We start from the raw sequence: 22,437 nt of genomic DNA, 5'->3' as shown, positions 1-22,437 counted from the left end.
CGAAAATTTTGTGAATTGGTTGTGATTCCGTCATTTTTTTGCCCCTTAAATGTACTGATTAAGCTCTGTTTCTAGTTGTTTAACCGAAACGTTATTTTCACTAGCCACTAGAGCCACAAACTCTGCATAACGTTCTTGACCATCTTCGCATGAGTCCATGAGTTGAAGAACGCGAGTAACACTGTCTGATTTCATCACTACTATCTCGTTGTTTGCTTAACTTGAGACAACTATAACACTTGGGTTATATAACACAAGTGTTATTTAAGGCTTTTTAAATATTTTCGTTTTGCTTGTAAGCATCACCCAATCACCATTATCAAGCCTAGCCACCTCGTAACCTTTAGATACTAAGTTGTTTAGCTGCTGAACGGTTTTAATTCCTGCCGCTTTCGCTGCTACCTCTCGATTACCGCCATAGTAATCATTGACCATTTGGACAATAGAAATTCGCATATTAAACCCTTAGTTAATAACACTTGGATTATATAACAGTTGCATTATATATCAAACTAAAATGCCATATCTGCGATTGCTAACATACTCACTGTATCTGACTGGTGTTATTAGGTTTGGGGAAAACGCGACTGCTAGAAATAAGGCTAAAATTTGCACACTTAATTGAACCCATATAAACTACAATCAAACTAGGTTCAAAAAAGTATGGTGATATATGTCTGTATATTTAAGCCTTGGCAAAGATACACAAGGCAACTTTCATCACATTAACTCGCAGAAGTCAGGCAAGGGTGATTTAGCTTGCCCTTTCTGCCAGTGTTCATTAATCGCGGTGAAAGGTAAAACGAAAGCGGCTCACTTTAGACATGACGGCGAGACTTGTAACGAGTCTATGAATGAGATCCCGCAGATCCCCGCATGGCATCACTTTCACCTCAACTATCCATTAGAGATCATCGACGCTTTAAAGGACGGCTATCAAGCGGATAGCAAGTCGCCAAACGTGTTTCAACATTGGAAGTCTGGATTACATAGCTTTACACGTACAGCCCAACAAGAACTGTTTAGCCGTGACGACTGGACAGATAACCTTATCTTTACCGATACCGCTAGAACCATCCTTGGCAGCTTACCCCTACTAGGGTTTAGCCAGTGGATGCGTAATACCTTACAAATGCGTGTCCACACGTTGCGCGAAGCAATAGAACAAGGGACACAACATCGAGCTTGGCTCGAAATTGAGGCGCACCGCCAGCAAGCAATTCTTAAAGCATCACTGTATCTGTTTGAGTACCAACTAGAGGATAACAGCGTTATTCACAAGGTTGGGAGAACATCGAGAGAGCCAGAGGAACGCTTGAAAGAAACGGTACTCGATTTAGAAAAAGCCACTGGTAAGGCCGTAATAAAAAGCACTGTTTTGCGCAAAGTTGCGAATTGTGGTCACGTTGAAAAGTATGTTTTTCATCGTTACAACAATCAGTTAGTTAACATTGGGTCACACACAGAATACCTGGTACTTGATGACAAATCATTGAAGCGATTGAAAGCGGAATTTACCAAGCTGACCAACAATCTAGAACCCTTCAACAAAGCGGAGCGATTCGTTGTTACAGGCCGTTGGAAGTATGAAGAAAAACGCCTCGCAGCCTCTAAACGTGGCATCGAGCTAACCCAACGCGAAAGCGGTAAGTTTGGTCGGCCTAAAGGAACGACGGTCGGCACTGACGACTTTCTGTTAAAGCACTCAGATATCGTAACCAGTTTAGAGCGTGGCCGCTCTATCAACCAAACAGCAGAATTTACAGGTAAAGGACGTTCAACCGTCAAGCGCGTAAAAGCAGCCATGAACAAATGAGGGAAAGCGTCCAACCCGACTTTTACACAACTACACAATCGCTCTCTAGATAATCCCTAGGGGTCTAGAGAACTCATGTGCATTTGTGCAAAAGTCTAAGAGTCAATTATTCTGCCCGTCTTTCATTTCAGATCACAAAACAGGTCTTGGCCACTCGAACCGGTGATTATTTTCTACTGTATTATTCGCACTAGGTACACTTTAATCAGAACAATCTAAAATCTGTTTTAAATTTAACCCAAGGCGCTCGATGCCTGAAAACTATGTTTTTAGGGATTGAGGGTCTAGCGGGTAAGCAAAGCTGTAGGGCGGCATTGAGCCCTATTTGTGCAGAACTGCACAAATGAGTGCACTAAATTGTTTCTTTGAACAAGACAGTATATGATTGAAAAACAACGCATCGAGCGTTGTAGTCTTGGGTCGTCAACTCTCATAATCGAGTGGTTGCCACCCAAGATTATGATTGATGAGACCTGTCAATCCACAAAGCCTTAAAGGTGGTCAAAATGGTTACTTTGCTAACTAGATTCTGTGACTTAGAACTCCAATTAATGATTGAAGCTGCGAAAGTAAAATTCAATCTGCCAACACAAGATCTTGAATTAGATATTGAGGCATTGGATCTAGGCTTTTCATTAGCTATATCAGGCTTTTCTTCTAAAAATGGTTGGCTTGGAGAAGTAATAGACAATATCAAAGCCCTTGATATGTCTGTATATCGATCCTTTCAACAAGGTTTTAGATTCGGGTCAGATTATTTAGAAAATGAATGTTAATTAGTTAGTTATATGACGCAATAGCTTAGGCTGTTAAGTCTTGGGTTGTTACCTCTCATTGTCGAGGGGTTGCCCCAAGATGATGATTGATAACAAACAAATCAATCCTTCATATAAGGTGATCATAATGATTACTTCATCAATCGTACCTACCGAAGAACGTACAAACTTCTTTCTTTCAATAACAGAGCAATACTTCTGGTTTCAGGATGCAATCTTTCATTTCTGTAAGGTGCATTGTGTTGATTTTTACGGTGCTTTTTGGCAATACATCGAGTTAGATAACGGGGGGAAGTATCTTTACCCTGTTGATTGTCCAGAGATCTTAACTGTTACTAGTAAAAATCACCAAGTGAGCTTGAAGCTATCTAGTGAAGCAACGGGAATTTACATCACCCTCGTTACTCTTAGTTACTATGCTTTTGCTGCTTGGAGACAAAACGATGCTCAAGAAATGGATCGAATTGCATTACTTGAGAAAAAGTTGATGGATTTTGCAGAGCAACATCCAGAATTTCACAAAATCAGTGAGTTATTGAATGACGAGGTGAGTGAATGAGTACACTCAACATGGAACAAGCCATTTTTCAATGTGCTTATACGTTCTCTAAATAAACATTAGTACCAATAAATTAAGCCCTCCAATCGAGGGCTTTTTCATTGACAGGTTATTCAGTAAGAGATAGATTCATTGACGGCAACCACTCGATTACGAGTATAAAGCTAACCATTAGTGGTTAGCTTTTTTTTCGCCCAACGATAACTGAAAGTTAATCGTTGTACCCCCACAATTTTCGTGACGCTCGATGTTGGCCAAAGCGGATCGGTAGCGAGGGCAGCTCTCCCCTTTCGATAAATCCAACAAATCACTGATATACTCTGTAACGCTACTGTAAACCACACTATAAAATGGACTCTCAGAACGAGAGTCGTACACGGTACTTGAACGAACACGTTTAATATCAACCATTCTTGCCACTACCATATTTATCAATGATATATTGTAGAGCTTCTTCAGCAAGATCAGGGGCTGATTTAACGCCTTTCATTTTGTAGACCGTTAGATCATATTTTTTCCAGATCTTGTCTTGGACATAAATCCCTCTGGTTTTCCGCTGTGGTTTTTTTACTCGCTTACTCTTAACCAAAACCATTCTAGGGGCTTCAGAATTTTCAGTTTGTCCCGTTTCAACATTCGCTTGAGCTCGCTGATTCTCTTCTTCTAACCAATCTGCCATACATCCCCCTTACTTAGCCTTAGCATTCTCTAATAGAATATGTGTCATTATCTGTAAAAATTCTCTTCTGCGATCCGCAACCTTATACGCTCGATTGAGCTTAGAATCAAAGATAGAAACATAATCGTCTGATGCGCGACTAAACACGCCAGAGGACGGAATTACGAACGCTCCACACTTTTTCAAAGCCTCTGTTATATCGACTTCCGATTGTCTGTGCTGATTACCGTCAGTAACAATGGTAATGATTCGTTTACCCTGCTTCTCTGCTCGTAAACTTGCGTCTTTATAGGTCGCGTATTGGTCACGCGCAGGTTTGAGTGGCATAACTAATAGCTCACCTTTGGGTACTTCCCAATCGGAGGCCTGATGATCAAAGAAAATCACATCAACGTTTGGTCGTTCCGTTGGAATCGTTGAAACGACTTCGAATGGAAGCGAGCCGTATTTGGCATAGAGAGAAGTTGTGCCTTGGGGGTCTTGGCAAATCACTAAAACTTTCTTACCAAGCTCGATTGTTGCTGCTGCCAAGTTAATAGTACACATTGACTTACCTTGACCACCTTTCGGATTCCATACGTGTATAATTTTCATGCTCTCAACCCTATAACAAAATAGTTATATAACTATAAAACTATATATTTATATAGTCAATATTGATAAGCAAAAAAAACCCTGTGAAATTCACAGGGCAATTTGATGTATAGAAAGGTTATTGTTACGCAACATTTTTAGATTTAGCATCTTCTGATACTAACTCCATCAAGAACTGATGCGACTTACTGGCCAGTGATGCAGCTTTGAAAATGTAACGTTTATCATCTTTCAAAGCCTTCAACCAACTAGCGATATAAGATTCGTGTTGAACTTCACCGACAATCCCCAATCCCGCCATTAAGAATGAACAACCCAACTCAGCAACAAGCTCTTCGAAAGCGTAGTCTTTACTGCCAAACTTACCTTTTAAATCACGATTTAATCGTGATTTATGCCCCGTCCAGTGAGTGATTTCATGCAGCACAGTTGCGTAGAGATCACTTGTTTCGTTGAAGCGGTTCAGTTCCGGTATAACAATTTCATCGGTAGATGGGCTGAAATACGCCCGCTGACCTTTGTATGTAATTGCAGCACCAGTACGGCTTATAAAGTTTTCTACGTGCTCTAAGCGCTCAACATCTGTTTTAGTTACTTCTTCAGAAGCAACCTCAAACTGAACGTTTTCAATCTGTTCTGTATTGAAAACATAAAATGTTTTAAGCATTGGGTACATTTCATTTTCATCTTCGCTACCAGTTTTTTGCACCATCTTATAAAAGAAAATGCGAGTACCTTTCTCGCCTTTACGAACCCAACCGCCTAGATCACTTGCTTGTTTTGCTGTAACCCAAGATGAAGACGTAAAGCCTTGCTTTGTAGCACTCATCCACAGCAGCATGATATTCAAGCCGTTGTAGAAATTACCTGTTGTAGCGTTAGATGGAAGACCATTAACAACGGTGCGATCCCAAGGGCATACCCAAGGTTTTACACCCGCTTCGAGTGCTTCAATGATTTGATTGGTAATTTCTTGGTAGAAATCAAATGAAGGTTTTTTGTTAGCAACCATGATAAAACTCCAAATAACATAAACTGAAATTTTAACTGGCGGTTGCCAGTTAAAAACTGGCAACACCTAAAGGGTGCTATAAAAAATTATTGGTTAGATTTGAACATTTAACGTTTTAACGACTTTTAAAAGTCCAACAGATGAATCTAAAACTATTCCATCATCATATAAAGATGGAAGCGAAGTATTAACCGCCCGTTGGATTTTCATTGGAACATTACCAACAAAGCCCGTTTTACGTCTAATGTCTGAATCAGAACTAACAAGAACAATTCTATTCAAAGAATAAGATTGCCCTTCAAATTCAACCAAAATTTCTTGTAGATAAAGATTGTTGTTAGCAGCCATGACGCTACTCCTTTCGTTAAGTTAGCAAAATATTTCAAATTACTAATTTAACTGGCATTTGCCAGTTAAACTGGCAAAGCCTGAGTATGTGAATACTCGCGGATTTTATATCACGTTGTCACTCTTGAGTCAAAGAGTCCTCCGGCGTATCAAAGTACACATCAAAGAACGCATTGCAGTAGATACAGTGAATCTCGAAACGCCCGATCAGCTCTGCTTTGCTACTGATTTTCAATCCGCGGTTTTTTAATATCCTTTGGCAAAAAGGGCATTCAACGTTAACCGTTAGATTTTCATTGATTGATTCAACCATCGTAACTTACTCAAATGAAATTAACATATAGCTATAAAACACTATAAATATATAGCTATATAGTAATATCATTTACCAACTTTTTATTGAGTTGCCTCTATTGGCTTTCTGATCTTCATCGAGTGCCACCAATAAACCGTCAGGAATTGGAATACCGAATCGGTGCAGAACTGCAACAAATGGATCAAATGATGTTGGGTGCGAAACCTTTTCATAGAGATTGGAGTATGCAACATCTTCATCGTTCCGATCATCTTCTATGACTAGAAAAAAACCCTGCATTGGTCTATCAAATCCACATAGCACTGAATAGTGGCCATGTTCGAATGTGTGCTGTGACATTATAAGTCCTTCTGTTTTGTACTGGTGTTTTTAAGATGTGTCAGCGCAAGCAGTCCGAACGCCAACGCAAAAGTAAACATCACGTAAGGCAGTGTCAGTTGCGAAACGTTGAGAAAGATATACGCACCAGACACCACTGAGATAATTATGATTTTACGCATTTTAAACTTGTGTAGCTTCAACTTGTAGCAAACGACAAAGAGAGCAGCACAAAGCATCACAGTTGAAGCTGCGAGCATGTAATGGTGATCAAAGTATCGACCTAATGCATGTGTCACAAGGCCAACAACCCCCGTTAAAATGTAGAGGTTTTGGAGCACTTTCGAAGCTAACATAAATCACCTATATCCCTATACCTATATAGGTATAGAACAATTTAATTATAAAAGCCTATAGAGCTATAAGTTTAGATAAATATAACCCTATAGATATACATAAACCATTTAAATGAATAACAGTTAAGTTACTATTATTTATAAGCTTTTAATAAAACAGCGATTCCAAAAAAACAAATTACTCCCATGAACTTCAAACAGATAATCTTTGAATCCATTTTGAGTCATTGAAGCAGAAGTTAGCTTGTTGTACAAATCAAAATCACCACCCACATAGCTACACTTTAAGCTGTAAATAGGCATGATGGATATAAATTCATCTCTGATTATTCCGATCTGCTCAACACGGCCAACTATGCCGCGCCACTCAATATAGTGGCCAATTTCAAATGAAGAGGTGGGAACATAGTCCACATAATCGTAAACAGGAATATCCCTTGGTGATTTAGGCCGAAGAAGTTCCGCTTCATCACGATAGAGCAGCTTCAGCTCCTCTTCATTTTCATAGGAAAAACCGTCAATTTGCTTTATACGATTACGGATCTTTGTCAGCTTATCTTGATTACTTAGAAGCATAAATCCACCTTCACACGCTGAATTTCAAGCTTAACATCCGTCAAATCATCTTCACTTAGTGCGCAGCAACAATCCAATCCAACAGCCAACATTGCCTCTTTAACCGTTGAATAATTTACATCAGAAGGAAGCATTCCCCGTTCATTAAACCAAGCCACAACCATTGTTAAATCTGACTCTTTCATAAGAAACCCCAAAAAAGCATATAACTATAAAACTATATAGCTATAGACTACACTCAAACCAAGAGCAAGACAATACCCTATAACTATAAAACTATATAGTTTTATAGTTATAGCAATTTATATCTATATTTATCTATGATTCAATAATCCTATAGTTATAGAAATCTAGAATTTAATGTTTATTGAAAGGTCTGTATCGAGCAACAAGAGATCTGTATAGATACTCGTGTTCTTCAAATGGCAATGGCCAAGTTGCTTCTGGATGCGCTGCAATGGGAACCCATGCAGCAAGAGGTGAATAGCACACGAATGTCTCAACACTTTTGGTGTTAGAGGGATAAGTAAGTTGATACCGGCTTTTTTAGCCTCTTGGTCGATGATAGCTAGCCAGTTCCTCGCCGTTTGATCTGTAATAGACCGACTTCTAGTGTGACGATTTTGCTTGATCTCAGAGCGAAAGATAGGGTGCTTTTTATTTCGGCAGAATGTGACAATGTAACTATTCAACTCATCAGCAAATGCCTTGTCGTAGAGTACGACAACACGAAAAGCATCTTTTGGTGCTTTACCGCTGCCTTCGCGCCGTTGCTGTTTTAACGTTCTCAATGTGATGGTGGTAAATCGATTACCGGATTGATGGAATGTCTTAACTCGCTCAGGGGTAAGATCGAGCAATTCATTTATTCGGGCTCCGGTATTAAACAGTAACAGTAGCAACATTTTATGTTGAGCATGAATTGGAAGCTTGGCCAACTGCCTGATCTCAGGAGCAAGTAAATAACGTGGTAATACAATATCTGGGTGTTGTGCATACACCTCTTTTCTAAACGCGATGTGATAGTGCCAGTCAATACCGCTAGAAAGCTCACCAGAAAGCCGCTGAAGCGGGTTTACAGCACTTTGAAGTGGGTAGGGTAAATTCATAGTTACTATGCGCTGAAATAAACAATAGGAGCATTTTAGCGATTGAACGCTGTCAGGCATAAAATTCTTTTGCGAGAGGGGGAATTTTGGAAAAAGGTAAATCTTAGCGATTTACCTAAATCCTTGTTTGCGTGGCCAGAAAAACCAACGAGGCAAAAACACAATATATAGTAGTTTAGGTCAGCTGAGTGATAACTAAATGTAGTGTTTGAATGGGGTTTGGGGTTCTGGCTGTTTAGCCAAATAGCGAAGATGTGAACGATTAACGTTTTCTTTGGGTCTCAAACTCTGTTGCTGAGAGTTCTTCACCCAAATCATTCCAAACTGAGGCAATGAAGAACACAGGCGAAAGCACATTGTTTGCAGACTCTGTTTCAATCGTCAGAAAGCCATTATTTGCGATACCCTTAACATACAGACCGCCTTGTTTATTTTGGGAAGCTTGTTGGCTCGGATAATAAACCTTGTTGCTGTAATCCGGCTTAATTGCAGCGGCTTGATCAAAATTGGGCTCTATAAGGTTAACTTTTTTGTTTGACTCTTTGAATAAACTTCCAGTTGTAAGATCGACACGCCAATTTGCAGAGCACCACCGACTGACCTCAGAATTAACCATGTGCGGATTGTCTCCTAAAAAGTCCTTCTGTGCGCCGTGATGACTTCCATAACGAGTCGCTATGTACTCTTCCAGACTAATACTCATACAACCTCAATTGCTTAAATTTATAGCGATTTTGTTAATTTAATTATTAAATAAAATAGCAATTCAAAATAGATAACTCAAACACTAAATCATTAATTTTCCAAGAAAATAGATTAATGTCTTAAAAAAAAACAAAAAAAATTTATTGAGTGCGGAGCACATTTTCATAGCTAGCACGTCAGTTTTTCAGCGGCTGTGGGAAAGTTGGGTTCAGCTTGCTGTGCCTGACTTTTCCATAGTGAGCGTTAACGTATACCTTAAAGCGACATAACCTAAATGGATTAATGAAAGGTGATCTTTTCTTATGTTTAGATCTACTTATGTTAAAGGTTACATATAGATCGTAAGGGGAGGGATTAGGATAAATCGTAGGGGGGGGCTGAGTTATTCACAATTCTGTGTGTAAGCTTGTTGATAAACCATTTTCGGGGGGAATTTCTTCATTAGAAAACAATCGAATGTCTGTTTTATGAACGATTATTTTCTTCAGATGTGAGAAATCCTGGCGAGCTAACGCCATTGGGATAAAAAGGAGGAGGGTTATTTGTCTGGTTTCTTACCAAATAGACTAGATTTCATGTGCTTAAACACATTAAAGCCTGTACCTGTTGCTGTGGCCACCGATTCTTTTATTTGCTGTTGTCTCTGTTCTTCAGTTTCATTAGCTTGCTCGATGACACGCTTTTGATCTACGTGTTGCGGCTTTTTGAAAGTGTTCTTGCTCTCTTTGGTGCTGTAACCAAGTGAGCGTAGTCGTTTCTTCGTTGCGACCTTTGCTTTGTTATAGTACAAGCCGAAGAATGTTAGATTGAGACTGTATTTGTTGGTTGTTTGACGGTGATGAGCATCTTCAGAATCAGAAACGCGTTCGAATTGAGGTTTTGATTCTAAAACGCCTAACCTTACAGCCCACGCGACAAGATAGCTCACATGGTTCACTGAGACACCTAACATTGCAGCAATCTTTTTTCTGCTAGGTTCAGCAGATTGTCTCTGTACGTTGTAGAACGTAGATATTACAGACAATAGCGATTTCAGAGGTTTAGGTAATGGTGATTGCCAAACCTTTGGCGCGATCTGTTGATGGTGTTCTAGTAGAACGAGATCAGAATGATTCACAAGGCACCTTCCTACTCGTCAAAAGATGATGATCAGTCTTTCGAGGTGGAATAATGCCAAAAAATATAGGAATAGGTTTCATTTTAGTTTCTCTTGTGTTTATGGGGGGGTCGGGTCTCACTCCGAACCGTTGGGATCAATTTATAGCAAAAGTTTATAAAGATCAACTTGCTAGTTTTAGGATCATCAGAAAACAAAAAGGCCAACCCCACAAGAGATAGGTTGGCCTTTTTGCGAATGCTATTAGTCGGGTTGAGAGGCCGACACATTCTAGTCCGAGTGTAAATACACTACATAGAAAACCTATGTAGCAAGTGCTCTAGGTAATGCACTTTAATCACTTGGATTGCCTTAATTTTATGACCTTCCGGCTAAAACATCAAGCTTTATCAAATCAAAAATGGCAAAAAAAACGGTTCTTATTGATTCGTTTTGTTTCATTTCTTTGCAGTCAATTACTTGTCTTACATCACGATGTTAAACGATTGCTATATATATCATTATTGTTTTTTATGTAGCAAGTTTGCTATAGTTTGAAGGTAATTTTTAGCAGTCGGTGGTTATATGCTTGTGAATCAAAATCCAAAAGGTGGCTTTGGCTATTTGTTCCCTGAGTTAACAGAAAAGCAATATTTTGTACTAATGCATTTTTCAAATGGTACAGCAATTCAGCAAATAGCGAATATGTCGGGCGTTTCAGAGCCTGCCATTAGAAAACAAATGGATGCAATCCGCACGAAATACGATTGTGCATCTTCATCCGATTTGCGATCGATTTACATATCACGAACAAATACAGCCATTGGTGAAGCAATATTCCACTTGATGCCTATTAAATAATGGTAGTAACACCGATGGCTAGTACCGAATAAACTGACGCCAGTTACAAATCATTTTAGTTCAAAACGAAACAAAAAAAATGAGTGAAAACAAAACTGAAAACGATGATTTATCAATCACTGTGACTCTGGTTTTGACTGGTAAAGATGCCGAAGATTTTCAAACTTCGGCGTTTCGTTCAGGCCGCAGTCTTCGCAAAGAAGCGAAATTTCGAATGATGGATCACATCAGACGATATTCTTCTTTAAATCGAATAGGTGATTGTATCGCTCGCAAGGCGAGTAAATAGAATTTTGCTCTTTAACAATTAGTGCTCAGACTTAACGGAGTCTTATCCGTTAATTACGCCCTACCGCTACTAACGGGAGCAGGGTTATTGCTTTGCTTGGGTAATATTAAAGTAATACAAGCGTTAATTTCTAATATTTATTATTAGAAATTAACCAAGCAAGGACAACTTATGAAAGTTCATTTATGTTTACTAACAGTAATAGTATCAACTATTACACCAGTGTATGCTCAAACAAATATCACTGTATCGCCAAGTGATTTTGTTGCCTCTGAAAATCCCAATGCATATTTATTTGAATTAAAAGAAGGTTCAGAGGTGATTAAAAAATCTATTTTCTTAACTTATGGCAATGATCCTATTCATCTCAAAGATGTAAACCGTAAACATGTTGTTTTAGGTCTTTCAGAAAAGAACGAGCCAATAATTAAACAGATTGATTTAGGTTACACACTCTCATTGTACAAAGTGAAAGCCAATGAAAGCATTATTAATGTGTCGTTTTCCTATTCTGGTTATCCTCTAGAAAACTCCATTTCAATTAATGAGCCTTCTGATGCTAGTTATCAAACCTATTCTTTTAACTCAACCACCAAGCTTGTTGATGGCAATTCATTTTGTAATGAAATTAGTGGGTTTAAAGATAAAAGTTTCTGTCTTACTAAGTTAGATAAATATTAAGGGGGGGAGTTGGAAAGAAATCCAAAGTTAAGAAATAACACCAGTTCTAAAGATAAGGGAGGGATATTTGGTCTTCCTTTACCGCTTTTTGCATTTGGAGCGCTATTTTCTTGTTTTGGGATTGGTATTGCTATTTCTAAAATTGGTCTTTTTTACGGGGTGATATTTGGCTTTTTATATTCATCAGTGATATTTGTTCCTCTTAGGATGGTTCATAAAGATGATATAAACGCATGGCTTTTGTGGTTAAGCACTATAAAAGCTCCATTTTTTACATCCAATTCTATCGAAAAAAAGAAAATATTGGTTATTCAAAACGAAAGGGTAATACCTTTCAAACAATGGAGACAAACACTTTGAAAATCTATCGCTATATTCTTTTATTGGCTTGTTATTCTCAGCTTTCACACGCTTCTGTAAGTTTGGGAAGCAGTACGGGGTTTTTTGGGAAAATTACGAGCTTTTTCCAACAAATTGTAGATTTCTTGGGTGGTGCAGGGACGCTGTTTGTTGTTTTTATTGGCGCATCAGCGGCGATTGCTTTGTGGGTATTCGCACCAAAACAAGCTAGTGAGGCCATTGCATGGCTTTTCCGAATCTGTATCGGGGCAATTCTACTATTTAGTTTGGGTACATTTATCACTTGGTTAGGAAGTTTCTAATATGACAGCGCTCAACACCAAAATTAGGACGTATGCAGAAGCCAATTCATTTTCAGCATTAACTAATGTAGGAAGCATCCTTGGTGCATTGTCTTTAAGTGGTGTTGAGGCTGAATTACTCAGCACTGAAGACAAATTAAAGCTAACTCGCTTGTTACGAAATATCTTACAAAAAATGCCGTTTGAAGCAGATATTACTCAAATCTATTTTCACTATGATTGTGAAGAGATTAAGTTCAAAAAACGCAAACACAAACGTGCGGAGTTAGTATCAAGTCGCAGAGCAAAGTTTTTAAACGACAAAAGAGACTTGTATCAGTCTAAGCTCTTTTGGATTGTGACTGTCAATGGTTTGTCAAACTACAGCGATTTAGGCAAAGAGTTTGTCAGTACGATGTTCAAAGCTATCTTAGATAAAAATGAGCGATCTAAGCTAAAGCAAGCGATGTCATATCGTCAGTCAATGGTTCTTGAGCAAAAAGATTTACTCGAAAAAATCGATGTTCTTGATCAATGTCTTTCAAACTTGGATTTAGGTATTTCCTTTCGTTCGTTAGATAATCAGCGTTTATCGAGTGGTGATTTATTCCAATTACAAAAAACACTGATCACTTATAACACTGATAATCTTTCAGTAAGGCGTAAAGCACCGCTTGATAATTGGGATGTTTTACTTTCTGAAGCCGAAGTAAGTCCGGTGGTGATTGAGGGTGTTACATATCTCAAAATTCAAAGTTCTAAAACGATTTATCTGAGAATTGCTAGTGTTCGTGGTGTTGGGGATGAATACGTTCCTGATTCTGCATGGAGTAGCGATTTTCGACCTGTCCTTGAAAAAGGAAATTATTCATTCTTCACTCGATTTATCCCTTATTCTAAGCAAGATAAGCGTAAGTACGTTTCTGAAAAAGAAGACGAATTATACCGTTCTCAAATGAGTGTACTCGATCTTTTTAGTGGCGAAAGCAATCATGAACGTGTTAATTCACGCATACAAGCGAATCCAAAGCTAAAAGCTGTACAAGAAGAACTGCTCAAAATGTCGGCTGATGATGATAAGTATGGTGATTGGTACTCGTTTATTTGCGTATTTGATGAAGACGTTGAAGCTTTAAAAGCACGAGTCAAGCGTCTTAAATCGGTTTTAGAAAACTCTGAATTTTATTTGCTTTGGGAAAGTGTTGGGCTTTTACATGCTTACGAGTCGATGTTATTAGGCTATAAGGGCGACAGCATAAGAAAAATGACTGTGAACTCTTCACAGGCTGCCGCAATGTCATTGTTCTATAGAAGTAATGAAGGGCTAAAAACGTGGCATTTTGGAGAGTCTAAAGAAGAGGCACTGTTTGTTTTCGAAAGTAATGACGGTGTTCCGTTTCATTATACGCCGTTTGTGGGTGATAAATGTCTCATCATTGGCACTGGTGCAACCCGAAGTGGTAAAACTTTCTTAAAGCAATGTGTTGCCAACCATTTTTTGAAGTTAGGCGGCATGTACTGTGCTATGGATGTGGATAGTGGAAGCGAGCCTTTGGCCGCTTTTTTTCAATCTGATGCAAGCATTTTCCGGTTGGCTGATTCACAGACAACGAAAGGGTTTAACCCATTCAGTATGTCGCGTGGAAAAGGAGATGATGAATTTGTTCGCCACATGATGACGCTTATCAATCTTATGCTGAAGATGAATGATGCAGAAGATTTAAGATCGTTAAATTCTGACGAACAGATTGAATTAGAGCGCGCAATTCAAATCACGATGGAGGGAAGTAAGGAGTTACAATCATTTTCATCAATGCTTGGCCAGTGCAAACCGAATGTCCAGAAAAAGCTTGGTAAGTTTAGGCAAGGTGGGCTGTATGGGAATCTCTTCGATAACGTTGATGATGCAGTAGGGGTTCTTGATAAGCCGTATTCTGTTTATAACATCCAAGGCGTTAAAGATTCTCCTGAACTGGCTCAACTTGTAAACACAGAAATCTTTTTTAGGGCGGTTAGACTTTTTGAAGATCCCCAATACCGCACAAGAGCAAAGTTCCTTGAAGTAGACGAATGTCAATATACATTCACTAAAAAAGGGGCTGCTGAGTTTTTAATTGCTAAAGCAAGGACTTGGTTTAAGCATGGGGGCGGTATGGGTTTTTGGACTCAGAGCCCTAAACACTATTCATCACTAGATGAATGGTCAACGTTGAGAAGTGCGGCAACGACTTTTATTTTCATGGCAGATCCAGAAATGGAAACCGCCGAATATAAACACGCTTTTCCATTCTTAGGTGACAATGAGATTGATGTAATCATGAATCTCAAGCCTAAGCAGCAAGCATTTATTAAACAAATGGACGTTGGAATTTCGAAAGTAATTAATCTGTTTGTTGAGCCAGAGCAATATGTAATTGCTACATCAAGACCGCATGAAGCCGTAATTGCTAAAGAAATACTGGATTCTGAAGTCGATGTAGATATTGCCATTGAAAAAATAATTAAGCGATTGAATCTATGAGGTGATTGTTATGAAAAAGAAACTGATTAATTCAGTTCTTGTTCTATTAATTTCGTTTAAATCTTACTCAACTGGTTTCCCTGTAATAGACATTTCTGGTCTTTTGCAGAGTGTTATTCAATACACTCAAATTCTAAAAGAGTATGAGCAAATACTGAATCAAACTGGATTGAATACTCAACAACTCTTACAGCTTATAGAGCAGTATGAACAGACATTGAGAGAATATCAGGTTCTCTTGAATCAAGTCGAAGGGCTGAAGAATAAGATAGCTCGCCGAGACTTTCCTGCGTTAGAGCGCGATTTAAGACGCTTGAACGAGCAGTACAACGGTACTCAAGAAGTGCAAGTTAATAAGTCAGTGACTAATCGCTTTGGCTCTATCAGCAATCAAGCTGATTTAAACAAGCTTGCTGATGATGCGTTGGGGTATACACCACCTGACTTATCTCAAGCTTATACGTTGGCCAATGATGCCAACGTAAAAGCGAACCAGCGGCAGTATTTCAGCGAAAGAAACTTTAAAACTCGTAGTGATATAGAGAGAATCGATACGGAACGCTTAAATTTGGGCGACCAAAGCGAACTGGCAACGCTTCAGCTACTTGTTGAACAAAACCAGATTCTCATGGAGCAGATAGACCTTCAGAATGAAATGAGGCTTTCAGAAATGAGTTACTCAAACCAGAGTGATCAGCGTATTTCAAATGCGATTTTGAGAGCGAAGGAACGTAATCTAAAGCGACTCAAAGAAGCGAAAGAAAACGGAATTACAATTGATGAAGGATTAATTCGATGAGTGATGCCAGTTCGGTTTTTAGAAATACATTTGCAACCACGGTAAACGATTTTGTAAATCAGATAAATGCAAGCTCTGAATTGCATCAATTTATGCTGATTTTCATGCTCTTTTTGGCAGTGCTTGTTTACGTTCAAGAAGTTGGTCGATTTATGATTTTGGGTTTTGAACCTGAAAAAATTATCAATTCAACACTTATGGTTTTTTTTACTTTGTTTGTTTGGGGTAGTTACTCTGAAATTATTGATAGTCTGATTGAAGTAGCTGACGGAATTGGTCTTATATTTCTCAGGTTAGGAACGGGTAATAGTGATCCTTTCTTCTTGCATAAATGGATTAATCACTCACTCAAATTCATGTTGGGGTCGGAATTATCGTTTTGGGATATGACCGTTGGTGACGTTCTTTACGCGATACTCTGGCACGTAGCTGGATTTGTACTTGAGTTGTGTATGTATTTCATTGGCTCTTGGGCGATGTGGACTATCGCACTAGCAAAAATCCTCAGTATTTTGTTTGTTCCTATGTTGATGCATCCGGCGACTCGAAACATGTTCGATGCGTGGGTTAAGTTCACTCTCGGTTCCATCATGCTTTTGATCGTAGTGAGGGCTGCGGGTGTTTTAACTGCTTTGGGTATTCAAGCTCAATTTAAAGCGATGGGAATTTTGCAGTGTGGCCATCTGGCTGACTTTGCTTCATGCGATTGGACAAACAAAAACACTCACGGCGCTAGCTTCATCGATTTCACCGATACGCTAGTCACTATGATTGTAGGCATTCTGCTTATCTTATCGAGTATAGGTTTGTCGGCCAATCTCGTTAGTAATGTTGCTTCGCCAAGCGCCGCAGCAACTCGCGGTGCAGGTATCGCTGCAAGTAAAATTATGAAGATGCAAGGTGTTGCCTCACTCATAAATCGTTTTAAGTAAGGGTCATTGATGCAAGAAAGTGTAATTGCTGACGAAGTTAAGGACGTAAATATTCCGCAAGAAAACAGTGATAACGCAAAACTTAGGGCTGAACGAAATCGGTGGTTTTTCTTCTGTATTTCTTTAGTTGTTGCGGTAATTATTGGATATATTTTGCTCTTCTTCGCTTTTGTTCAGGCTCAGACTACGAAAGAAATTTTGTACGTTAAATTAGAGCGAAATGGCGGTTGGACTGTGGAGCAATACAAGCCACAAGATGAACAACTATATTTCAAAACAACAATAGATAGCGCCTTGCAATCATTTGCAATCAGCCGATATAAAGTTGCACCTGAAACTATAGATTCTGATTGGGGTGAAGCCAGTGTTTTTATGTCTGAGAGTTTAAAGCAAGAGTTTTTAGATCCTCGTGGATTTAATGCTATTGCTAAAAAAGAAGAACTCAAAAAATCCAAGTTACGTGTAGAAGTCAAAGTAAGAAATATTGACCATTTTGATAATGTCGATTGGAGCTTATCTCCTGAAAGCAAAATTAAAGTGGTCAAAAGTAATGTTTACTTTACTCGTACAGTCACTAATAACGGTAAAAAGAATGAACCTGAAGCACTCGTTTTAACTGTTCAGTGGCATTTAAAACCGAAGACTGAAGTAACTAAACAATCTAATGAAATTATACAAATCAATCCTGTTGGGGTTGAAATTGTAAGCTATGAATTAAATAAGGAGCGTATTCAGTGAGAGCTCTAGCCACGATTACGATTTTGTTGTTATCTCTCCCAACTCATGCGGCAGTATGCCAAAAAGTAAAATATGAGAAGGGTAATATTATTGAAATAAAAAGCGCTTTGCGTATGGGGGGACGCATTCAGCTTCCTGCTAATTTGATAACGGCTCCTGTTATTTCAAACAATCACTTGTGGGATGTAGAGGGGCTAGAAGGTACAAATCAAATCGTTTTAAAACCCAACTCAGAACTGCCGGAAGGTGCAGATACAATGATTTATGCATTTACTGATGACGGCAACACGATTGATATACATGCAAGACGTTCTGACTCAAAAGGCAATCAACCGTGTTTGATTGTTGATGCAACAAACGCCTTTTTTAACGATCAGCAAAAACGCAGTATTCAAGGTTTTGGGATACAACGAAATCAACCCGCTGTACCGTTCGTTGATGAAAGACGCATAAAAGAGCTCGAAAAAGAACTTGCTTCATTGCAAGAGAGTAGCGAGCTTGAGCGTAATAAAGCTGTAGTCGATGCTCTGAGAAAATACCGCTTTAGAATTTACACAAGATATTCTTGGGATGAAGGGAAAGAGTTTGTAGGAAACAATACTGTTTCTGATGTTTATGATGACGGCCAGTTTACTTACATTCGACTAGCGAATCCCAACCGTGGAATTTTAAGTGTTGAAACTGTGATTGGGGGCAAAGATGCCATAGCACCAACCAAATATGACGATGCCTACGGTGTTTACAAAGTCACTGGCATTTATCCAAAGTTCACGATGCGAATTGATAACGTAACAATTGAAGTCAAACGCAGAGACAACGCAACCAAGGGTAACATTTAATGGATAATGAGACTTCTCAAGTCGAAGAATCCAGAAATCAAACTCACTTAACACCTAATGAACAGTCTCCCGAATATAAAAAGAAGATGTCACTTTTTATTAAGATGTCATTTGGTGTTATATGCTTGATGTTTTTTTTATGGATTCTTGCTGACAAAATGAAGAGTTCGATAAGCCAAGAGAACACTTCAAATTCAAACCCTCCCTCTACAACACTCGAAGTAACTCAAGAAAGCGCGCCAACAGACGTTACCCAAGAAACATTTGAAACAATTGTTAAGGAACGTAGTAAGGCAGTTGACGTATCGGATGTTTCTGTAACACAGCAAGTTAAAGAGGATTTAAAAGGTGTTGTTACTGATGCAATAGCGGGTACGTCAGTGCAAAGTGAGAAAGAACGAAATGCTGCACTTGAATATAAACGTGCGGCACTTTCTTCCCGAGCTGCTTGGTCACTCAAGCCAGTACAAAGCCCTTCCGTGTCTTCAACAACGTTGGCCAAGACGAATACTGATGTTGTCACTTCAACATCTGATGAAATGTTGTCCACTGAAGATCAACGCAGAATGGTTGCTAAACGCCTGAAGAAGATGGAGCAATTAAAGCAAAACATTTTGGCGGGGAACTACTCACCACATGAGCAAAGTGTCGTACAGACAGATGTAGCTAGCCTAGAAAACAGTTTTTCTTTGCCGCCTAGCGATATTGTTGGATATACGTCCGAAAACACCTATCAGGCATCAACAGAGGGTATGTTGAAGTTGCCTATCGGCTCCATAATTCCCGCCATTTCTATTATGAAAGCCGATAGCGATAGAACGGGAACGTTTAAAGGCATGGTCACTCAAGATATTTTTGATGTTGATTATGAATATGTTCTCATTCCCAAAGGTTCTGAGTTGATTTTCAAAAGCTACAAATTAAGTACAGCTAATGAAGTCATAAATAGTTACGTGGGTTATTCGGTTCCGTGGCTCATATTACCCAATGGAAACAAGATCGATATGACTAAATCAAGCGGTTTAGATAGGCAGGGTTTAACAGGTTTAAGTGATCAAGTTGACCGTCATTTAATGGCGCAATTTCTCGGTGTTGCGGCATATGCCCTAGTTGCAAACAACAGTAGCTATGATGGTTCGGGAGCTAATTCTGATAATTCATATGCGGGGGAGGTCTCCGAAGGACTTCGAGATCAGATAGCTCCAGAGGTGCAGAAATATTTGCAGTTACGGCCAACTAACACTATCCGAACCGGACAGAGTATGAACGTCATTATTGAAGACGAAATTTATCTTAAACCTTGGAAAAGCATTTATGAGGATTATTTGTGAAAAAGCTAATTTTACCCCTTTTACTCTTATCAAGTTTTGGTGCGAGTTCTGCGCGATTACTGCCAGAAGTTGACACAATCAATGTTGCGGTAAGAACGATTTACCCGCCAGAAATCAGAACCGTGAATGAAGCCGCAAAGTGGATATTAGAACCACTAGAGTATGAAATCATAACTGAATATCCCGCACCTTCAACAGCAAGTTTGATACTTAGTCAACCAATCCCTGCTGTAGCAAAAATGCATAGAACAATGCCTGTTCTTCATGCTCTACAGCTTCTTATTGGTGAAGATAACACCATCATATTAGACAAGAAGCATCGTCTGATTACATTCGGAAAGGGTAATAAATGATGAAAAAGCATGTGTTATTAATTCTGACGTTTGGTGTGTTATTTGGTTGTTCATCTCAGCAGAACTATGCTGGAAAAGGGGAGTACTTCGAGTTAATGAATCTAAACTTACTCGAAGCTGACTTATCCGTGTTTAAACCGACTCAGATTGCAAAGACTCCTGAAGTTCTCGAACCACAACGGCCAATTGTATCGGTAACTATAGCCCCTGAAAATGAGCTCTCTTTTGTAGTGAGAAAGGGTGAGCGTTATCAAGCAGCAATCAAACGTTGGCTAAGAGAAGAGGGTTATCCAAGCGTTGCTTGGTCAATGAACACTATGCACAGTCAGGCGATTGATAGCGTTAGTGAAAAAATACTCACCTTTAAATCAAACAACTTCAAGAAAGCTATCAAGCAACTCTCGGACGAATTGAAATTTACAATCAACGTCATTGTCGATGATCAGAACAGTGTCGCGGGTATCTACGATTTTGAAGGAGAAGCACGTATTACTCACGTAAGCGGAAACTCTTTAAAAACGGTGGTACAACGAGTTGCCGAAAACTACGGGCTTGTGTGGGTAGATGATTCAAGCAACAAACGTTCTTGGCGACTGGCCGGAAAAGATTACGAGTTTAGCGCTGATTATTACCTTCTGACTCGCTTTGATGATTACTCAACAGCGTTGGCCACTGTGTTAGAAGAATATCCGGTTTATTCGGGAGTTGTTGAATCAACGCGACAAGTATTTATCCAAGAGGAACAATAATGAAAAATATCTTTACTACAATATTTGTTGCGCTTTTGTTGGCAGGCTGTGCTTCGGAACAATATAAACAAAATCTAGAGCATAACGATAAAGTACATCAGCAAATCGGCGAATACACAAACTATGTTAAGCCTGAAAAAGTTCAGCGCTTTGATAAGCCACCTGTTGAGATTGTACCAATCAGCAAGACAAAAAGTGATACTTCTTGGATGAATGAGAAGTTAACGACCAACTATAAGTCAAAGCCACTTTCTTTAGTGCTTGATGAAATTATGTATCCGCTCGATGTACCGATTTACTTCTCTGAGAATGTTGATCCAAATAAGCGAATCAGCTTCAACTATTCACACACAAGGAAAAACATTTTAAACCTTATTTCTCGGGTTTCTGGTTATGGCATCGAATATATAAATGATCGCCTCGAAGTGACCAAATTTGTTACAAGAGTCTTTCCACTTAATATTCCGTCAGGAATGGTATCTGGTCAGCTCGGTTCGCAAGGTACTTCTAAAGATTCTGGTGTTCGAGTTGAAGGGCAATTTATCAATGTTGCTTATAAAGACCTCAATTTCACACAAGAAATTGCAGACAGTATAAAGGCTGTACTCGGCGGTAGTGAGGCGGCAAACAACGCAGTTGCTGTACTGCCATCGATGACAAGTATTTCTGTCACGGCTACGCCAGATCAAATGCAAACAATTGAAGAGGTGATTAACGCCTATCAAGCTGAAATCTCTAAGCAAGTTTATCTCGAAATCCAAGTGTTAGAGTTTAAATCGAACCTCGATACAGAAAGAGGCATAAACTGGAACATTGTTAAAGATATGTCGAATGGTACGCTTCAGTTCTTTATGCCTGGTACTAACACTGTGTCTCAGGATGCGGGTTATGGACTTGGCTTTATTGGTGCCGATAAATGGACGGGTACAGAAGCGCTGATTAAGGTTCTTGAGAAACAAGGGACAGTTTCAACCCAAACGCCAATCACGGCTTTAATACTTAATAATCAACCGGCAAAGCTCACACAGCAGCGAGAGGAGCCTTACCTATACGAAACATCGAGTGATAATAGTGATGGGGTTGTGACTGCCAGTGTTACGCGAGATAAGGAGCGTGAAGGCGTTGATATGATGATTAACGCTAAAGTCAGTGATGAATACGCATTTCTTAGAATTTCTGGCCAGTTACGAAAAATTGAGTCAAGAGATACTAAAAAGGTACAGCAAATCGATTTGGGTATGATCTCGACTCAAAGTAGTGAGATTACTTTTGCGAACAAAGCTCGTTACGGTCAAACCTACGTGATTGCATCTGTTAAACAAAGCTCTAAAACCGCAGAAAGCAGCAAGAACTTTTGGTCTACTTTGTTCGGAGGGACTGGATCAAGTAACCGAACTACTGAAACCTTGGTGTTGTTGACACCACGAAAAGCAATGTAGGTGG

General features: G+C 39.2%; 30 protein-coding genes. 17 read left to right on the top strand and 13 right to left on the bottom strand.

The window, feature by feature from the left end; genetic code table 11:
- Positions 1-45: 45 nt before the first annotated feature.
- Positions 46-195 (bottom strand): hypothetical protein, encoded by a 150-nt coding sequence (locus AACT18_RS08240; RefSeq protein WP_161439656.1) that lies wholly within the window; start codon positions 193-195, stop codon positions 46-48.
- A 69-nt stretch (positions 196-264) separates the two neighbouring features.
- Complete coding sequence (locus AACT18_RS08235) at positions 265-456, bottom strand: hypothetical protein (protein ID WP_094125950.1); 192 nt, start codon at positions 454-456, stop codon at positions 265-267.
- 217 nt (positions 457-673) lie between these two features.
- Between AACT18_RS08235 and AACT18_RS08230 the strand changes: the two genes are divergently transcribed.
- The 3 genes from AACT18_RS08230 to AACT18_RS08220 all read left to right on the top strand — a co-directional run bounded on the left by AACT18_RS08230 (position 674) and on the right by AACT18_RS08220 (position 3,151).
- On the top strand, positions 674-1,816 hold the full coding sequence (locus AACT18_RS08230; protein ID WP_094125951.1) for a GIY-YIG nuclease family protein: 1,143 nt from the start codon (positions 674-676) through the stop codon (positions 1,814-1,816).
- A gap of 506 nt (positions 1,817-2,322) precedes the next feature.
- Positions 2,323-2,592 (top strand): hypothetical protein, encoded by a 270-nt coding sequence (locus AACT18_RS08225; RefSeq protein ID WP_094125952.1) that lies wholly within the window; start codon positions 2,323-2,325, stop codon positions 2,590-2,592.
- A 79-nt stretch (positions 2,593-2,671) separates the two neighbouring features.
- The gene (locus AACT18_RS08220) at positions 2,672-3,151 is read left to right on the top strand and encodes an antirestriction protein (protein ID WP_094125953.1); all 480 of its coding nucleotides are present in this window, start codon (positions 2,672-2,674) and stop codon (positions 3,149-3,151) included.
- 403 nt (positions 3,152-3,554) lie between these two features.
- Here AACT18_RS08220 and AACT18_RS08215 read toward each other — a convergent pair whose 3' ends face one another.
- The 11 genes from AACT18_RS08215 to AACT18_RS08165 form a co-directional block, all read right to left on the bottom strand.
- A complete protein-coding gene (locus AACT18_RS08215) occupies positions 3,555-3,830 on the bottom strand; it encodes a hypothetical protein (protein WP_094125955.1) in 276 nt (91 codons plus the stop codon).
- A 9-nt stretch (positions 3,831-3,839) separates the two neighbouring features.
- The gene (locus tag AACT18_RS08210) at positions 3,840-4,424 is read right to left on the bottom strand and encodes a ParA family protein (protein WP_094125956.1); all 585 of its coding nucleotides are present in this window, start codon (positions 4,422-4,424) and stop codon (positions 3,840-3,842) included.
- A gap of 124 nt (positions 4,425-4,548) precedes the next feature.
- Positions 4,549-5,436 carry an ArdC family protein gene (locus AACT18_RS08205; protein WP_094125957.1) on the bottom strand — a complete coding sequence of 296 codons (888 nt, stop codon included), beginning with the start codon at positions 5,434-5,436 and terminating at the stop codon, positions 4,549-4,551.
- Positions 5,437-5,529: 93 nt separating this feature from the next.
- Positions 5,530-5,784 (bottom strand): hypothetical protein, encoded by a 255-nt coding sequence (locus AACT18_RS08200; protein WP_094125958.1) that lies wholly within the window; start codon positions 5,782-5,784, stop codon positions 5,530-5,532.
- A gap of 385 nt (positions 5,785-6,169) precedes the next feature.
- Complete coding sequence (locus AACT18_RS08195) at positions 6,170-6,439, bottom strand: hypothetical protein (protein ID WP_042990195.1); 270 nt, start codon at positions 6,437-6,439, stop codon at positions 6,170-6,172.
- Positions 6,439-6,774 (bottom strand): hypothetical protein, encoded by a 336-nt coding sequence (locus AACT18_RS08190; protein ID WP_094125959.1) that lies wholly within the window; start codon positions 6,772-6,774, stop codon positions 6,439-6,441. Before AACT18_RS08190 ends, AACT18_RS08195 begins: the two co-directional genes overlap by 1 nt.
- A gap of 138 nt (positions 6,775-6,912) precedes the next feature.
- Positions 6,913-7,350 (bottom strand): hypothetical protein, encoded by a 438-nt coding sequence (locus AACT18_RS08185; RefSeq protein WP_094143522.1) that lies wholly within the window; start codon positions 7,348-7,350, stop codon positions 6,913-6,915.
- Positions 7,341-7,535 carry a hypothetical protein gene (locus AACT18_RS08180; protein ID WP_094143520.1) on the bottom strand — a complete coding sequence of 65 codons (195 nt, stop codon included), beginning with the start codon at positions 7,533-7,535 and terminating at the stop codon, positions 7,341-7,343. The genes AACT18_RS08185 and AACT18_RS08180 overlap by 10 nt, the downstream gene beginning before the upstream one ends.
- A 165-nt stretch (positions 7,536-7,700) precedes the next feature.
- On the bottom strand, positions 7,701-8,459 hold the full coding sequence (locus AACT18_RS08175) for a tyrosine-type recombinase/integrase (protein WP_161439655.1): 759 nt from the start codon (positions 8,457-8,459) through the stop codon (positions 7,701-7,703).
- 262 nt (positions 8,460-8,721) lie between these two features.
- Positions 8,722-9,162 (bottom strand): hypothetical protein, encoded by a 441-nt coding sequence (locus AACT18_RS08170; RefSeq protein ID WP_094150448.1) that lies wholly within the window; start codon positions 9,160-9,162, stop codon positions 8,722-8,724.
- Positions 9,163-9,702: 540 nt separating this feature from the next.
- The gene (locus AACT18_RS08165) at positions 9,703-10,281 is read right to left on the bottom strand and encodes a hypothetical protein (RefSeq protein WP_141138083.1); all 579 of its coding nucleotides are present in this window, start codon (positions 10,279-10,281) and stop codon (positions 9,703-9,705) included.
- Between the two features lie 564 nt (positions 10,282-10,845).
- Between AACT18_RS08165 and AACT18_RS08160 the strand changes: the two genes are divergently transcribed.
- From AACT18_RS08160 to AACT18_RS08095, 14 genes are all read left to right on the top strand, one after another.
- Positions 10,846-11,121, top strand: a complete 276-nt coding sequence (locus tag AACT18_RS08160; RefSeq protein WP_042990188.1) for a helix-turn-helix transcriptional regulator — start codon at positions 10,846-10,848, stop codon at positions 11,119-11,121.
- A 79-nt stretch (positions 11,122-11,200) separates the two neighbouring features.
- The gene (locus tag AACT18_RS08155) at positions 11,201-11,410 is read left to right on the top strand and encodes a TraY domain-containing protein (protein ID WP_094125908.1); all 210 of its coding nucleotides are present in this window, start codon (positions 11,201-11,203) and stop codon (positions 11,408-11,410) included.
- Positions 11,411-11,581: 171 nt separating this feature from the next.
- Complete coding sequence (locus AACT18_RS08150; protein WP_094125909.1) at positions 11,582-12,091, top strand: hypothetical protein; 510 nt, start codon at positions 11,582-11,584, stop codon at positions 12,089-12,091.
- Between the two features lie 9 nt (positions 12,092-12,100).
- Complete coding sequence (locus tag AACT18_RS08145; RefSeq protein WP_141138084.1) at positions 12,101-12,451, top strand: hypothetical protein; 351 nt, start codon at positions 12,101-12,103, stop codon at positions 12,449-12,451.
- Positions 12,448-12,753 carry a hypothetical protein gene (locus tag AACT18_RS08140; RefSeq protein ID WP_094125960.1) on the top strand — a complete coding sequence of 102 codons (306 nt, stop codon included), beginning with the start codon at positions 12,448-12,450 and terminating at the stop codon, positions 12,751-12,753. Before AACT18_RS08145 ends, AACT18_RS08140 begins: the two co-directional genes overlap by 4 nt.
- A gap of 1 nt (position 12,754) precedes the next feature.
- Positions 12,755-15,253, top strand: coding sequence for a VirB4 family type IV secretion system protein (locus AACT18_RS08135; RefSeq protein WP_094125910.1), 2,499 nt, complete (start codon positions 12,755-12,757; stop codon positions 15,251-15,253).
- 10 nt (positions 15,254-15,263) lie between these two features.
- The gene (locus tag AACT18_RS08130) at positions 15,264-16,052 is read left to right on the top strand and encodes a hypothetical protein (RefSeq protein ID WP_094125911.1); all 789 of its coding nucleotides are present in this window, start codon (positions 15,264-15,266) and stop codon (positions 16,050-16,052) included.
- Positions 16,049-16,984 carry a type IV secretion system protein gene (locus AACT18_RS08125; RefSeq protein WP_094125912.1) on the top strand — a complete coding sequence of 312 codons (936 nt, stop codon included), beginning with the start codon at positions 16,049-16,051 and terminating at the stop codon, positions 16,982-16,984. Before AACT18_RS08130 ends, AACT18_RS08125 begins: the two co-directional genes overlap by 4 nt.
- A gap of 9 nt (positions 16,985-16,993) precedes the next feature.
- Complete coding sequence (locus AACT18_RS08120) at positions 16,994-17,722, top strand: VirB8/TrbF family protein (RefSeq protein WP_094125913.1); 729 nt, start codon at positions 16,994-16,996, stop codon at positions 17,720-17,722.
- On the top strand, positions 17,719-18,561 hold the full coding sequence (locus tag AACT18_RS08115) for a TrbG/VirB9 family P-type conjugative transfer protein (RefSeq protein WP_094125914.1): 843 nt from the start codon (positions 17,719-17,721) through the stop codon (positions 18,559-18,561). Before AACT18_RS08120 ends, AACT18_RS08115 begins: the two co-directional genes overlap by 4 nt.
- A complete protein-coding gene (locus tag AACT18_RS08110) occupies positions 18,561-19,892 on the top strand; it encodes a TrbI/VirB10 family protein (protein ID WP_094125915.1) in 1,332 nt (443 codons plus the stop codon). The genes AACT18_RS08115 and AACT18_RS08110 overlap by 1 nt, the downstream gene beginning before the upstream one ends.
- Positions 19,889-20,245 (top strand): hypothetical protein, encoded by a 357-nt coding sequence (locus AACT18_RS08105; protein WP_094125916.1) that lies wholly within the window; start codon positions 19,889-19,891, stop codon positions 20,243-20,245. The genes AACT18_RS08110 and AACT18_RS08105 overlap by 4 nt, the downstream gene beginning before the upstream one ends.
- Entirely contained in the window at positions 20,242-20,994 is a 753-nt protein-coding gene (locus AACT18_RS08100) for a hypothetical protein (RefSeq protein ID WP_237666720.1), read from the top strand. Before AACT18_RS08105 ends, AACT18_RS08100 begins: the two co-directional genes overlap by 4 nt.
- Positions 20,994-22,433, top strand: coding sequence for a type II secretion system protein GspD (locus AACT18_RS08095; protein ID WP_094125917.1), 1,440 nt, complete (start codon positions 20,994-20,996; stop codon positions 22,431-22,433). Before AACT18_RS08100 ends, AACT18_RS08095 begins: the two co-directional genes overlap by 1 nt.
- The last annotated feature ends 4 nt before the right edge of the window (positions 22,434-22,437 follow it).

The organism is Vibrio sp. V04_P4A5T148 (assembly GCF_963875605.1).
Taxonomy (GTDB): Bacteria; Pseudomonadota; Gammaproteobacteria; order Enterobacterales; family Vibrionaceae; genus Vibrio; species Vibrio anguillarum.
This window is presented reverse-complemented; position numbering and strand designations above follow the sequence as displayed.

Excerpts from the sequence above, each read along its gene's own strand:
- AACT18_RS08235 (WP_094125950.1), bottom strand. The coding sequence starts at position 456 with ATGCGAATTTCTATTGTCCAAATGGTCAATGATTACTATGGCGGTAAT.
- AACT18_RS08205 (WP_094125957.1), bottom strand. The coding sequence starts at position 5,436 with ATGGTTGCTAACAAAAAACCTTCATTTGATTTCTACCAAGAAATTACC.
- AACT18_RS08135 (WP_094125910.1), top strand. The coding sequence starts at position 12,755 with ATGACAGCGCTCAACACCAAAATTAGGACGTATGCAGAAGCCAATTCA.
- AACT18_RS08180 (WP_094143520.1), bottom strand. The coding sequence starts at position 7,535 with ATGAAAGAGTCAGATTTAACAATGGTTGTGGCTTGGTTTAATGAACGG.
- AACT18_RS08110 (WP_094125915.1), top strand. The coding sequence starts at position 18,561 with ATGGATAATGAGACTTCTCAAGTCGAAGAATCCAGAAATCAAACTCAC.
- AACT18_RS08150 (WP_094125909.1), top strand. The coding sequence starts at position 11,582 with ATGAAAGTTCATTTATGTTTACTAACAGTAATAGTATCAACTATTACA.
- AACT18_RS08120 (WP_094125913.1), top strand. The coding sequence starts at position 16,994 with ATGCAAGAAAGTGTAATTGCTGACGAAGTTAAGGACGTAAATATTCCG.
- AACT18_RS08240 (WP_161439656.1), bottom strand. The coding sequence starts at position 195 with ATGAAATCAGACAGTGTTACTCGCGTTCTTCAACTCATGGACTCATGC.
- AACT18_RS08230 (WP_094125951.1), top strand. The coding sequence starts at position 674 with ATGTCTGTATATTTAAGCCTTGGCAAAGATACACAAGGCAACTTTCAT.
- AACT18_RS08195 (WP_042990195.1), bottom strand. The coding sequence starts at position 6,439 with ATGTCACAGCACACATTCGAACATGGCCACTATTCAGTGCTATGTGGA.
- AACT18_RS08155 (WP_094125908.1), top strand. The coding sequence starts at position 11,201 with ATGAGTGAAAACAAAACTGAAAACGATGATTTATCAATCACTGTGACT.
- AACT18_RS08190 (WP_094125959.1), bottom strand. The coding sequence starts at position 6,774 with ATGTTAGCTTCGAAAGTGCTCCAAAACCTCTACATTTTAACGGGGGTT.
- AACT18_RS08125 (WP_094125912.1), top strand. The coding sequence starts at position 16,049 with ATGAGTGATGCCAGTTCGGTTTTTAGAAATACATTTGCAACCACGGTA.
- AACT18_RS08200 (WP_094125958.1), bottom strand. The coding sequence starts at position 5,784 with ATGGCTGCTAACAACAATCTTTATCTACAAGAAATTTTGGTTGAATTT.
- AACT18_RS08130 (WP_094125911.1), top strand. The coding sequence starts at position 15,264 with ATGAAAAAGAAACTGATTAATTCAGTTCTTGTTCTATTAATTTCGTTT.
- AACT18_RS08210 (WP_094125956.1), bottom strand. The coding sequence starts at position 4,424 with ATGAAAATTATACACGTATGGAATCCGAAAGGTGGTCAAGGTAAGTCA.
- AACT18_RS08170 (WP_094150448.1), bottom strand. The coding sequence starts at position 9,162 with ATGAGTATTAGTCTGGAAGAGTACATAGCGACTCGTTATGGAAGTCAT.
- AACT18_RS08095 (WP_094125917.1), top strand. The coding sequence starts at position 20,994 with ATGAAAAATATCTTTACTACAATATTTGTTGCGCTTTTGTTGGCAGGC.
- AACT18_RS08220 (WP_094125953.1), top strand. The coding sequence starts at position 2,672 with ATGATGATTGATAACAAACAAATCAATCCTTCATATAAGGTGATCATA.
- AACT18_RS08185 (WP_094143522.1), bottom strand. The coding sequence starts at position 7,350 with ATGCTTCTAAGTAATCAAGATAAGCTGACAAAGATCCGTAATCGTATA.
- AACT18_RS08100 (WP_237666720.1), top strand. The coding sequence starts at position 20,242 with ATGATGAAAAAGCATGTGTTATTAATTCTGACGTTTGGTGTGTTATTT.
- AACT18_RS08175 (WP_161439655.1), bottom strand. The coding sequence starts at position 8,459 with ATGAATTTACCCTACCCACTTCAAAGTGCTGTAAACCCGCTTCAGCGG.
- AACT18_RS08215 (WP_094125955.1), bottom strand. The coding sequence starts at position 3,830 with ATGGCAGATTGGTTAGAAGAAGAGAATCAGCGAGCTCAAGCGAATGTT.
- AACT18_RS08225 (WP_094125952.1), top strand. The coding sequence starts at position 2,323 with ATGGTTACTTTGCTAACTAGATTCTGTGACTTAGAACTCCAATTAATG.
- AACT18_RS08160 (WP_042990188.1), top strand. The coding sequence starts at position 10,846 with ATGCTTGTGAATCAAAATCCAAAAGGTGGCTTTGGCTATTTGTTCCCT.